Here is a 12,406-nt window from a genome sequence, read left to right as displayed (position 1 = left end):
GATAGGATCACGGCTCCGCCAGTTCCGCCCGGACTTCGTCCAGAAGCTTCTTGGCTTCTGAGCCCTGGATCTTCTGAATATCATCCTGATACTTCAAAATTGCCCCCAGCGTATCAGCAATCACTTCGGGGCTCATCGTCATAACATCCAGCGCCAGCAGACATTTCGCCCAATCAATCGTTTCGGCCACGCCGGGTTTCTTGAACAAATCTTCTGTCCGCAGCTTCTGTACAAAAGCAACAATCTCACGTGACAGAACCTCTTGCGCCTCAGGCACACGGGCCTGCAAGATTTCCATCTCCCGCTCGAAATTGGGGTAATCTACCCAATGATAGAGGCAGCGCCGCTTTAATGCATCGTGTACTTCCCGTGTCCTGTTTGAGGTCAGGATTACGATCGGCGGCTCTGCCGCCTTAATCGTCCCCAACTCTGGAATTGTCACCTGAAAATCGCTCAACGCCTCCAGCAAAAACGCTTCAAACGGCTCATCGGTTCGATCTAGCTCGTCTATCAACAACACTGGTGGACCGCCGTTCTGTGGCTGCATCGCTTCTAACAGCGGACGTGCAATCAGATAATCATCCGAGAACAGCTCGCGCTGCAACACTTCCTTATCCGCAGAACCATCCGCCTCTGCAGTTCTAATAGCTACCATTTGTGCTGCGAAATTCCACTCATAGACTGCGCTTGATGCATCCAAGCCCTCATAGCATTGCAATCGGATCAATCGCCTACCCAAAGCCGCTGCGATAGCTTTGGCAATCTCAGTCTTTCCAACCCCTGCCTCACCTTCAAGAAACACCGGCCGGCCCAGTTTTAAAGACAGGAACACCACCGTTGCCAACGCCCGCGAGCAAACGTAATTCTGCGCCTCCAGCAGCGCAACAGTTTCGTCAATGGATGTGGGCAGGGTGGTCATGTGAATTCCTCCAACGCCTATAGCTGCACCTACGCGCAGGCGCGTCAAGGCATCTATCCGGATTGCCACCGCCCAAGCCCCAATATAGATTAGTGCTCAAGGAGGATCCCACATGAACGTAACCGCGCCAATCAAATCCAAAGACGCACCCGATATGGCTCGTTTCGATTGGGAAGATCCCTTCCGAATGGAGACTCAGCTTAGCGAGGATGAACGCATGCTGCGCGATGCAGCACGTAGTTTCGCCGAGACCACGTTAGCACCCAAGGTCATCGCCGCCTATCGTGACGAGACCGCTGATCCGGGTCTCTTCAAGGCAATGGGCAATGCAGGTCTTTTGGGTGTTACAATTCCTGAAGAATACGGCGGATTGGGGGCCTCTTACATCACTTACGGCCTGATCGCGCGCGAAATTGAGCGGGTAGATAGTGGCTACCGCTCGATGATGTCCGTTCAGTCGAGCCTCGTGATCTACCCGATCTACGCTTACGGCTCTGAAGACCAACGTCAGAAATACCTGCCGGGATTGTGCTCGGGTGATCTGATCGGCTGCTTTGGGTTGACCGAACCTGATGCGGGCTCTGATCCCGCCGGAATGAAGACAATAGCGAAGAAGACCGATGCAGGTTATGTGTTGAACGGGTCGAAAACATGGATATCCAACGCGCCTTTCGCCGACGTATTCGTCATCTGGGCTAAGTCCGAAGCGCATAACGGCAAGATACGTGGATTTGTTCTTGATAAGGGCATGGATGGACTGTCTGCGCCGAAAATTGATGGCAAGCTCAGCCTGCGCGCCTCCACCACGGGTGAGGTTGTCATAAAAGACGTGGCAGTTTCCGAAGACGCGCTTTTGCCTGGTGTCGAGGGTCTCAAAGGTCCCTTTGGCTGTCTCAACCGCGCCCGATATGGCATCTCTTGGGGTGTTATGGGTGCCGCAGAATTCTGTATGGAGGCCGCTAGGCAATACGGCCTCGACCGCAAGCAGTTCAACAAGCCGCTGGCCCAAACACAGCTTTACCAAAAGAAGCTTGCAGATATGCTGACCGAAACGTCGCTTGGGCTTCAGGCGAGCCTGCGCGTCGGTCGCCTTATGGATCAAGGACACGCTGCGCCAGAAATGATTTCCATCGTTAAGCGCAACAATTGCGGCAAAGCCTTGGATATTGCGCGCGCGTCACGCGACATGCATGGGGGCAACGGTATACAGGAAGATTACCAGATCATGCGCCACATGCTGAATCTGGAGACCGTAAATACCTATGAAGGCACCCATGACATTCATGCCCTGATCATTGGCCGTTCGATCACTGGTTTGCAGGCATTTTTCTAAAGATGCAGTAGAAGATCATATCCTAAGCCCGGGCGGGCTTATAGATTGCAACAACGAAAGCGCGATGGACCCGCTTGAAGTCGTATTGCTTACAGATAACTCTGCGCGCAGCAGGAATTGTCTTGTCAGATCTTCACGGGCCTCGGCAGAGGCGAACTGATTGAAATCATCGCTTCCAAAAGCCGATCTGGCCCGCGTTTTCATTGTCTCAAGCTGCTTGTCGATTGGCAAAGTTGCAAAAGATGAGGGTAAACCAAATGCTCCTTCAAAGACGCTACGCAACGGTGGGGTTCCCAAAATGCTAAACCATTTCGTGTCGTTTGTTGCACTACGATCTGCAAGCTCAGTAAGGTCTCTTTCAAGACCGAGCGCGAGCCTTAGATTTGTATCCTGCTCTCCGACAGCGACTTCAAAGCTACGATCCTGATAGGCTATGATGATATTATCGGCAAAGCTGCCCAGTTTTGTCTGTGTTACCTCCCCTTCGCCAAACCCAAATGCCCGAGAAAATTCCAGATAGCGCTTATCGGCTAGGCGGTTGGCCAATGCATCCTGACTGGTTGAGCCATCTTCCAAAATTTTCTGAATGAAAAATTTGTTGTTGATGTCAGCTTCCAGCCCAAAAGCACCAAGGGCAACCTCAAGCATGGCACGATCAGACACCAGCGCTTCAGCAGATTCAATAGATCCGATCTTTTCCCTGAATTGGTCTGTGTTGCGTTTGATGAGCGCAGAATTCGACAAAGCCTCTTTCTGCGCCTCGGCGGTCCGTTCCAAAAAACGCCAACCAAGCAAGTCCGAGAATGGAAGGACGGGTTGGAAATTCATGGTTTTGCTGCCATCAACCTTTCTTCTCGCGCAAGCAAGCTACGCAAGGATTTCAAAGCAGGATAAAACCGCTCTGCCACAATATGAGATGTCGTCGTCTCAATAATCCCGCGGCTGTCCACGTCCTTAAAGACCTGACTAAGTTGTTCGAGACCGCGCAAGACCTGAAGGCGCGCTTCATCCGGGTCGGCATCACCAGACAGGATAAGCTGCATAATATAGCAAACGCGTCGAACCGGCGTCTGTACGTCCTCTGGGTGGATCGCGTCACGAAGGCGCAATATATTGGCATTTCGTGTCAGAATGTTCAGCTTGCTACGCTTGTCGCCGTTTTCAATGACAGCGCCATTGATCAACACACGTTCCTTCGGGCTTAATTTCAGAACCAGACCGCTCATGATGCTGTTCCTTTGGGTTGCAAACCACGCATCATAGACAGGTTCAAATCAACAAGCGCATCGACGGTCTCGGTTTCTGAGAGAACTTTGCTTGTATGCTGATCGCTGAATTCTGCGAGATAAAATATTTGGGCCCTCAGCATTTGCGGCAGCTTGTTTTCCGGGTCCGCAACTGAAGTTGCAAGCAAGATCCAGAGTTTACGATTGTCGTGTAAGGCCTGCACAAGCTGAGAAAAATTTCTGTTTTCACCTTGGCCAAAAGCTTTCAGTCGGCGCGTGATATCTGCAAAAGCTTCATATTCAAGACCGCGATCAGTCCGGATACTGGTGTTATGCTTGGCGTAGGCAGTCTGTGCCTGGTACGATACGTTCAAGGGTCTGCCTTTCAAATGGATGCGAGTCATATCTTCTGGTGTAAGGGCACCCCATTCAGGGTGCCCTCATTGATTTTACTACCGGAAGAGCGAAAGGATACTCTGCGGCGCCTGGTTGGCGATGGACAGGGCCTGAACGCCAAGCTGCTGCTGAACCTGAAGAGCCTGCAAACGCGCTGAGGCTTCTTCCATATCCGCGTCGACCAAAGTACCGATACCCGACTTCAGAGAGTCCGACAGTTTGCCAACAAACTCTGACTGGATTTCGATGCGACCCTGAACAGACCCAAAGGATGATGCGGCATCAATTGAATTCTGGATCAGACCTTCAACCGCGCCAAGTGCAGTTGCAGCCCCATCAGCAGTTGTCACATCAATTGTTGAAAGCCCTGCAAGGCCGCCGGAGCCACGTGTTGCACTAAGTGAGAACGCCACATCTTCATTCGTTTCATTTACAATTCGAAGTTGAGCGGCATTGGTATCAATATCGATTGTAAAGTTGGTATCAGAAATACCTGCAGATTGAAGCGCACCTTTCAGGCCGGCCACAACCGCTTCGGCAGTATCACCTTCACGTACCGTATAAGCGCCTTTAGCATTCCCCACGGCCAATGTCAGTTGATCACCAACGACAAGGCCTGTATCTACACTCGTGTCCAGACCTGCCGTGCTGGCTTTCGCTGCTGCTGTGCCAGTCGCGCCACCTGCAGCATCTAGGAATGCAAAGGTATCGACAACAATCTCGTCCGTTGTACCACCGTTACTTGCATCAATAACACCTGCTGTACCGGTGTCAGTCCCAACATTTGCAGCCCCCGCAGCAAGTGTCGTACCAGCTGTCAGAGACAGGTTCTTCGACTCTACCCCGATAGATCCTGCAGAAACACCGCCATCCGCAGATCGGTCAAGCGAGGCAAGAACATCGACGCCGACATCACCATTGCTGTTAAAGCCAGCTTGAGATCCATCCAGCAAGTTTAATCCGTTGAATTGGGCTGCGCCAACAACAGATGTGATTTGAGCCGTCAATGCTTCGATGTCTGTCTGGATCTTCGAGCGGTCGACATTGTCTTCTTGCGACGCCACAATCTTGCTTTTGATATCAGTCAGCAAATCAGTGACGGTTTCCGCACCTTGACGAGCCACTGCAACAGTTGACTGCCCCAAAGACAAGCTTTCCGAAATCGCCTGAAAACCCTGCACATCAGATTCCATTACTTTGGAGATCGCCCATAGCGCCGAATTATCCTTGGCTGACCCAACCGATTTACCAGTTGCGATTTCCGCCTGTGTTTTCGATAGATCAGAATTGATGCTTTTAAGAGTTTGCAACGCAACCATTGCGCTGTTGTTAGTCAGAATACTGGACATATTTTGATTCCTTTAAGACAAACGTCTTTGACGTTGTTTTCAGTTTTGCCCGAAAGCATATGGTCGGTCATTCTGACACTTGCGCGATCCGCTTCATCTTGGATCTTGCGCCACGCCGGTCTGCGGTGTGCCCTGTTAAAAGACCTCGTAACCCTTAAAAGAAGCCTAATCGTGCAAGGCAAAAACAGAACAAGTTTAATCAAATTCACCGTAGTCAGGCCTTGCGTTCTAAAGCACCGGTAACGGGAACTGTTTTGTATCTCTGGTAATTATTTTCATATGTTGACAGCCCGGCCTGCGCATCGGACAAAGATTTTATACGTGCCGATACTGATTTCAAACCTGCAAGAGCGGCCTCATAAATTGCCTGATTTTGTTGTGCCGTTCGCCTGATCTCAGCCAAATCCTTGGGCGCGAATAAATCTGGTCTGTGCGTGATCCGTTGAAACAGCTCTTCTTTACGCGGTAAAAGCTTATGAAGATCACCCAAAGACCCGCTCAGCAATATCTGGCGCTCTTCGGCCAATATTTTGGCAATGGCCCGATCCAGCCTTTGATAACGGCCAAACATCTCAGCGCGCCTTCAATGAATTAAAAAGCTGTTCTGCTAGACCAATACCGCCACTTTTGACAATTGCTTTCGCATGGTTTTGCAACAAAAAGGAAGAGAACTGTTCTTCTCCGACCCCGCCACCGAAGCTTTCGCGCGCTTTACCAAAACCTGCGGATTTCAGCATCTCAGCCAAAAACGTGGCCTCCAAATCTTCCGCAATATGACGTAGCTCCTGATCGTGTGTAGTATTGACCGTTGGGCCAGGGGATGAAGTGGATACCGTTTGGATCATGTTCAAACTCCTTCAAAATATATCGATTTTTTTCCGTTGGATCATGTTCGGGTAAAGAAGTGGTAACTAGTGGCCCGCATAGTCACAGTTGATGAAGGATTTATCAGACATAATTCAGCGGATTTTTCCGCAAGCGCAGGCAGCACAACATGCTATTTCGGGCGCAAGGGTTTCGGACCTTCCAATTGTCGGGCAAAAAAACTTTGACCTAATTTTTGAGGGGCAAGAGGCGGTTGCGCAACTCACAGAACCGGCAGAGGTTTCTGTAAAACCAGTAATTGTACGAAATCCCGCTACTGTAAGTGCAGTGGCGTCCACTATTTCAGATATTCTGACGCAGGCTACAGAAGCGCAGCCCCTTCAGGCGTCTCCAGATGAGACCGCGACGCTTGAGCCTGAGAAAGATCAAGAAGATCGGCCCACACCAGACACCTCTGATACTTCTGACACCATTGTATCGACTATTGATCACAGGCAGGAGCCCGTCATTCCGGTTAAAGAACTTCATATCAAGTTTGACGCGCAGGAAAATTCCCAGAAAGGCTATATCAATACTGATAGCAATCAGGCTGAAGATGTAACACCAATTGTAAAATCCCCGGTCGGACCAATTGCGCCCGAACCAATTAGGTTCATACCTGATGTCGAGGGTGTGAATGTTGATGTATTTACCCCAACCAAACCTGCTTCACCGGTAGGGAGTGTTCAGCCAGCAGACTTGCAAACGGGCTTTCAAGCAGAAGCAGCAGTTCCAACAGTTCAGCCGCCCAGCGAGCAAAGCACAACAGAAAATTTAAAAACACCACCGGTGGTCATCGCGGATAAACCCGGTCTACCTGATGTCAAATTATTGCCCGAGAAACCAACACATACCGCCGCAATCCTTCCCCCACCAACTGCACTACATACAAAACCGGAGTTGAAAGTGACTCGGTCCTTCACTCAGCCAGTAGAAGAAGCAAACACACCGCATTTTACAGAACAGACCGCGCCAAGGACGACAGACAACCAACTGGTCCTTCAGAAGCCGTCAACTCAATCCCTGCCTGAAACGCCTGATTTCAATTTGCGCGAACTAGCGCAACTAAAACGCATACCAAACCTTACTGATCAATCTCAGGCAGCGCCCAGTCATACAGTTATAGAAAAACAAACGGCGCCCAAAATCGCTCAAAATACAAATCCCGCGCCTATGATGGTGATGCCGGAGCTGCCAGTTGCACAAACTCCTGACCCGCTCATCAATACGCAGATTAACGAACCAGACCTTTTTCCCGTGATGGAGTTAGGGCGTAGTAACGTGCTGCAATCCAGTGGATCCGTAGCAACTGCAGCACCTTCGGTGCCACAGCAGGTTGCCTATCAGATTTCGCAGATGGTCCATACGTCACAAACAGGCGAGATCGATATTCGCCTAGACCCTGAGGAATTGGGAAGTGTGCGTCTGGTTCTGGCCACCCGAGATACAGGCATGATGGTCACAATTTATGCCGAGAGACCAGAAACGCTGGAACTGCTGCGCCGTAACTCGGATCAATTATCGCAGCAATTGGGCGAGTTGGGATATTCCGGCACTGATTTTGAATTCCATGATCAGAAGAAGAATTCGAACACGTGGCGTATGACGGCGTTGGATGATGGTAATTTCGAACAAATGATCGAACCACTTGAAGCCAAAACACCGGCCCGAATCACAACGGATCAAGGCATGGACCTTAGATTATGAACAGAGCGAGACCAGAATGGAAATTGCAAACAGTTTAAACACAACACCCCAGACAAGCGTCGAGTCAAAATCCGTTATTAATTCGGATTTTGAGACGTTCTTGAAAATGCTGACGGCACAAATGGAAAATCAGGACCCGTTGAACCCGTTGGATGCACAGGATTTTGCAACACAGCTTGCAACATTTTCCGGCGTCGAGCAGCAGGTTAAAACCAATGACCTTCTGGGTGCGCTCAGCAGTCAGCTTGTCACATCCAACCTTGGTGATATGGCTGCGTGGGTTGGCATGGATGCACGCCTTGCAGTGCCTGCCAATTTTGACGGAAAACCTGTAGAAATCATTCCAAATCCGCCGACATTTTCTGAAACCGTGCAACTTGTGGTGCAAGATTCGACCGGAACAGAAGTGCAGCGCTTAAATATTCCTGTCTCTGATGATCCAATACAATGGGCCGGTGTTGACGATAACGGCGACCCATTTCCAACGGGCAGTTACACGTTCTCGGTGGAAGCCTTCTCGAATGAAGAACTGATCGACGTTCACACACCAGACATCATCGCAACCGTTTCCGAGGTTCGGAATGTCAACGGAACAGCGGTTGTCGTGTTGGAAGGTGGTGCGATTTACCCATCAAATATGGTGACTGGTCTGAGGTAGGTAACTACTTCACCCTGCCTCAGTCTTTCCACGCCTGTCCCCGCGCAGGTTCGCGTAAAGGACATGATTGCGCCAGCGACCGTTGATTTGCAGATAACTTTGCGCAACGCCTTCATATTTGAAACCGGACTTCTCCAGCACACCGCGAGATGCAGCGTTTTCCGGCAGACACGCAGCCTCGATACGGCTTAAATCCAACGTGGTGAACGCGTAATGGACAATAGCCAGAATAGCCTCGCGCATATAGCCTTGGCGCGTATGCGCTTGCCCGATCCAATAGCCAAGCGTGCCAGCTTGCGACGGGCCGCGGCGGATATTGTCCAAGGTTATGGCCCCCAAAAGCCCCCCATCCGCACGACGTTCCAGAAAAACTGGTACAGCATTGCCATTGTTGAGCGACCGCTGCGCCCAATAGACCCGGTTGGTGAAACTTTTACGGGTCAAGTGGTCCGAAGCCCAGCTCGGTTCCCACGGGGTCAGAAACTCGATGCTGTCGGCACGTAACGCAGCCCATTCCCGATAATCGCTGTGCTGCGGTAGGCGCAGGGTCATCCGTTCCGTCTCGATCCGGACCTTTCGTTTGCGGGTCAGCATCAGGCGGCGAGTCTCCGTGTAACCTGATCCAGATCGCGCGCCTTGGCCACGGGTCCATAAAGCGCCATTGCAGCCTGACCATTGCTTGCCAAAGCCTGTGCATAGGCACGCACCTGCGCTACATCGACCGTATCAATCTTTTCAATCGTCTCAGACAATGCCGGAACACGGCCCCAGATACCCAATAGCCGTGCCAGACGTTCTGCACGGTTCGAGGGGCTTTCCAGCCCGATCAGCAAACCCGCCTTCATCTGTGCCCGCGCACGGGACACTTCAGCGTCACTCATATCATCAGCGGCACGCCTAAGCTCATCCACCGTAATATCTGCCAGTCCGGCAATGTCATCACCCGAAGTGCCAGCATAGATCGTCAACATGCCGGTATCTGAATAAGCGCCGATCTGCGCGAAAATCGAATAGCAGAGACCTCGCTTTTCACGCACTTCTTGGAACAGCCGCGAAGACATGCCACCGCCAAAGGCTGTGGCAAAAATTTGCGCTGTGTAAAAATCATCGTGCAAATATCCGGGGGCTTCCAGTGCCAGAGTAAAATGGGCCTGCTCAAGTTTTTTGATCTCGCGTCGCTCACCACTGGCAAACTGCGCTGCATCAGCGTGGCGCGACGTAGATGATGCCATATCCCCAAACAGATCTTCGGCCATACGAACCAATGCGTCATGATCGACAGCACCGGCAGCAGACAGGATCAACTGATCAGCGCCATAATGCTCAGAGACAAACCCTGCCAGATCATCACGCGAGAAACTGGAAACCCGCTCAGACGGACCAAGGATCGTTCGCCCAATAGGTTGACTTGGATAAGCGGCCTCTTGCAGCCAGTCGAAAACCACGTCGTCAGGGGTATCCAAGGATTGACCAATTTCCTGCAAGATCACGCCACGCTCCACCTCAATCTCGCGCGGATCAAAAACCGGATTGCGCAAAATATCGGCAATGACATCCAAACCAAGCGCGACATCATCTTTTAGCACGCGGGTGTAATAGGCCGTAACCTCGCGCGAGGTGTAGGCATTGATATAGCCGCCAACATCTTCAATCTCTTCGGCGATTTGCAAGGCGCTGCGCCGCTTTGTACCCTTAAAAGCCATATGCTCAAGGAAATGGGCGATCCCATTTTGCTCCAGCCGTTCGTGCCGACCACCCGCACTGACCCATATCCCGATGGACGCGCTTTCCAGCCCCGGCATATTTTCAGTCACAATACGAAAGCCATTTGGCAGAGTGTGCAGACGTTCAGTCAAGCGGTGATCCTTTCACGGATGATATTTTGAATGGCAGCGACATCGCCCGCCACATGGGTCATGCGTTCAGGTCGGTCGAACAGATCAGCCATTCGGGTTGGTAATGCAGGGTGTTGACCAGAGGCTTTTTCTACCGCTGCGGGGAATTTTGCAGGATGTGCCGTGGCCAGCGTAATCATGGGTGTGATGCCCTGATAATCAAGGGCAACCTTCACACCAACAGCAGAATGAGGGCAGAGAAGTTCGCCCATTTCAGCCTGCGCTCGCGTGATCATAGCAGAGGTTTCTGCCTCACTCACGCGGCCAGAGGTGTAGGTTTCGCGCAAGGATTGAATGGCCCCCTGCGATATATCAAAGCTGCCCTTGGTCTTGAGATCATACATTTGTGTTGCCACCGCAGCACCGTCGCCATCATAAGCCATGAACAAGGCACGCTCGAAGTTCGAGCTGACCTGAATGTCCATCGACGGGCTGATCGATGGGAGCACGCCGTCCTTGGTATAGGCCCCGGTTTGTAATGTCCGGTGCAGGATGTCGTTTTGGTTGGTTGCGATCACCAGCTTTTCAATGGGTAAGCCCATGCTCTTGGCAATATAGCCTGCAAAGATATCGCCGAAATTCCCTGTTGGTACAGTGAAGCTGACCTTGCGATCCGGCGCACCCAACGACACGGCGGAAGAGAAGTAATACACGACCTGCGCCAAGACCCGTGCCCAGTTGATTGAATTCACACCTGCCAACCGCACACCGTCGCGGAAGTCAAAATCGTTGAACATATCCTTGAGGGTCGCCTGACAGGTGTCGAAATCCCCCTCAACCGCCAGCGCATGGACATTGCTTTCTATAGGCGTTGTCATCTGGCGCCGTTGCACATCAGATACCCGGCCGTCAGGAAACAAGATGAATACATCAACCGAGTCCAGCCCGCGGAACGCTTCGATTGCGGCAGATCCTGTATCACCGGACGTTGCGCCCACGATCGTCACCCGTTTGCCCGATCGCGCCAGCGCTTTCTGGAACAACTGACCGATCAACTGCATTGCAAAATCCTTGAAAGCGAGCGTGGGACCGTGAAACAGTTCCAGCAGAAAATGGTTTCTTCCAATTTGCACCAATGGCGCACGGGCGGCGTGACCGAAAACTGAATAGGCGTCCTCAATAATCTGGCGAAATTCTTTATCCGTGAACGTATCGCCGATAAAGGGGCGCATCACTGTGAAGGCAATATCTTCATAGGTTTTCCCCCGCATAGCGCGGATATCGTCCGGGCTGAGCGTCAGAATCGTCTCGGGTAAATACAGCCCACCATCACGGGCAAGGCCGCTTAGCATAGCCTCTTCAAAGCTCAGGGTCGGAGCTTTACCACGGGTAGAAATATAACGCATGCAAGTGTCTTCCTTCAGACGGTTCGTTGCCTGATACGCCAAAGCAAATAGACTGTCATCCCCAACCATATCGCAGCAAGCGAGAACCAGGTAATTGCGTATTGCAAATGGTCATTTGGAATACCTTCACGACCAACAGGTACGGGGCGGATAGGGGCGTCATCAAAAGATGGCTCACGCATCACCAATAATACAGGCTCAGTTTTCAGATGTGCCGCCATTCTATCGATATCGCGGGCAAACCATATGTTCTTCTCAAGATCGGGTTCCGGGGTGAAACTGTCGATCTCTTCCGGCCAATGCAGATTACCGATGACACTGACCTTTTCGGATATATCGTTCCGAGGTTGGCCATCAATCGCAACAATACCGCGATCAACCATAATAACGCGACCGCCAACATCAAACGGGCTGATGATACGGTATCCTGCGCCGATGCGTTTTTGGCTGACGAGGACTCTGATCATTTGAGGGCCCAAGAAGCCTTCGACAACAATCGGCAGGTATTTGTCACGCTGCTGATCAATTTCCGCAGGTAATGAGCCTGGAGGCGCAGAGATTTTGGCGTCTATATCGGCAAGTATCCTTTGTTTCCAGTCAAGCCGCTGCACCTGCCATGTTCCAAGAGCAATCAGAATCCCACACCCGATCACGCCAAAAAGCAAAGGCAGGATCATTCGTTGCGACATCACTTTCTCCAAGTAAAATGCGCG

General features: G+C 51.4%; 14 protein-coding genes. 3 read left to right on the top strand and 11 right to left on the bottom strand.

Going from position 1 to position 12,406, the window contains the following annotated elements; genetic code table 11:
- Positions 1–7: 7 nt before the first annotated feature.
- A complete protein-coding gene (locus ACZ1HF_RS14835; RefSeq protein WP_472658239.1) occupies positions 8–919 on the bottom strand; it encodes an AAA family ATPase in 912 nt (303 codons plus the stop codon).
- Between the two features lie 112 nt (positions 920–1,031).
- On the opposite strand from ACZ1HF_RS14835, the gene ACZ1HF_RS14830 reads away from it, so the two are divergent.
- Entirely contained in the window at positions 1,032–2,252 is a 1,221-nt protein-coding gene (locus ACZ1HF_RS14830; protein WP_472658238.1) for an acyl-CoA dehydrogenase, read from the top strand.
- Positions 2,253–2,267: 15 nt separating this feature from the next.
- On the opposite strand, the gene ACZ1HF_RS14825 is transcribed toward ACZ1HF_RS14830, so the two are convergent.
- The 6 genes from ACZ1HF_RS14825 to ACZ1HF_RS14800 form a co-directional block, all read right to left on the bottom strand.
- Positions 2,268–3,080: a DUF1217 domain-containing protein gene (locus ACZ1HF_RS14825; protein WP_472658237.1), complete on the bottom strand. Its 813-nt coding sequence runs from the start codon at positions 3,078–3,080 to the stop codon at positions 2,268–2,270.
- On the bottom strand, positions 3,077–3,478 hold the full coding sequence (flbT, locus tag ACZ1HF_RS14820; protein ID WP_472658236.1) for a flagellar biosynthesis repressor FlbT: 402 nt from the start codon (positions 3,476–3,478) through the stop codon (positions 3,077–3,079). Before flbT ends, ACZ1HF_RS14825 begins: the two co-directional genes overlap by 4 nt.
- Positions 3,475–3,852, bottom strand: coding sequence for a flagellar biosynthesis regulator FlaF (gene flaF / locus ACZ1HF_RS14815; protein WP_472658235.1), 378 nt, complete (start codon positions 3,850–3,852; stop codon positions 3,475–3,477). Before flaF ends, flbT begins: the two co-directional genes overlap by 4 nt.
- Positions 3,853–3,930: 78 nt before the next feature.
- Positions 3,931–5,223: a flagellin N-terminal helical domain-containing protein gene (locus ACZ1HF_RS14810; RefSeq protein ID WP_472658234.1), complete on the bottom strand. Its 1,293-nt coding sequence runs from the start codon at positions 5,221–5,223 to the stop codon at positions 3,931–3,933.
- 214 nt (positions 5,224–5,437) lie between these two features.
- Positions 5,438–5,794 carry a hypothetical protein gene (locus ACZ1HF_RS14805; protein ID WP_472658233.1) on the bottom strand — a complete coding sequence of 119 codons (357 nt, stop codon included), beginning with the start codon at positions 5,792–5,794 and terminating at the stop codon, positions 5,438–5,440.
- Between the two features lies 1 nt (position 5,795).
- Positions 5,796–6,068 (bottom strand): rod-binding protein, encoded by a 273-nt coding sequence (locus tag ACZ1HF_RS14800; RefSeq protein WP_472658232.1) that lies wholly within the window; start codon positions 6,066–6,068, stop codon positions 5,796–5,798.
- A 91-nt stretch (positions 6,069–6,159) separates the two neighbouring features.
- Between ACZ1HF_RS14800 and ACZ1HF_RS14795 the strand changes: the two genes are divergently transcribed.
- Both ACZ1HF_RS14795 and ACZ1HF_RS14790 read left to right on the top strand, forming a co-directional pair.
- Positions 6,160–7,794 (top strand): flagellar hook-length control protein FliK, encoded by a 1,635-nt coding sequence (locus ACZ1HF_RS14795; protein WP_472659059.1) that lies wholly within the window; start codon positions 6,160–6,162, stop codon positions 7,792–7,794.
- Between the two features lie 16 nt (positions 7,795–7,810).
- On the top strand, positions 7,811–8,452 hold the full coding sequence (locus ACZ1HF_RS14790; RefSeq protein WP_472658231.1) for a flagellar hook capping FlgD N-terminal domain-containing protein: 642 nt from the start codon (positions 7,811–7,813) through the stop codon (positions 8,450–8,452).
- A 9-nt stretch (positions 8,453–8,461) separates the two neighbouring features.
- On the opposite strand, the gene ACZ1HF_RS14785 is transcribed toward ACZ1HF_RS14790, so the two are convergent.
- Genes ACZ1HF_RS14785 through ACZ1HF_RS14770 form a run of 4 tightly spaced genes read right to left on the bottom strand, consistent with a single transcriptional unit; the run spans position 8,462 to position 12,382 of the window.
- The gene (locus ACZ1HF_RS14785; protein WP_472658230.1) at positions 8,462–9,046 is read right to left on the bottom strand and encodes a GNAT family N-acetyltransferase; all 585 of its coding nucleotides are present in this window, start codon (positions 9,044–9,046) and stop codon (positions 8,462–8,464) included.
- The gene (locus ACZ1HF_RS14780; protein WP_472658229.1) at positions 9,046–10,308 is read right to left on the bottom strand and encodes a M16 family metallopeptidase; all 1,263 of its coding nucleotides are present in this window, start codon (positions 10,306–10,308) and stop codon (positions 9,046–9,048) included. Before ACZ1HF_RS14780 ends, ACZ1HF_RS14785 begins: the two co-directional genes overlap by 1 nt.
- A complete protein-coding gene (thrC, locus tag ACZ1HF_RS14775) occupies positions 10,305–11,693 on the bottom strand; it encodes a threonine synthase (RefSeq protein ID WP_472658228.1) in 1,389 nt (462 codons plus the stop codon). Before thrC ends, ACZ1HF_RS14780 begins: the two co-directional genes overlap by 4 nt.
- Positions 11,694–11,707: 14 nt before the next feature.
- Positions 11,708–12,382, bottom strand: coding sequence for an SURF1 family protein (locus ACZ1HF_RS14770; protein WP_472658227.1), 675 nt, complete (start codon positions 12,380–12,382; stop codon positions 11,708–11,710).
- Positions 12,383–12,406: the final 24 nt, after the last annotated feature.

The organism is Litoreibacter sp. GN1-5, assembly GCF_055693805.1.
Note: the sequence above shows the minus strand (reverse complement) of the source record. Positions and strands in the feature narration are given on the sequence as shown.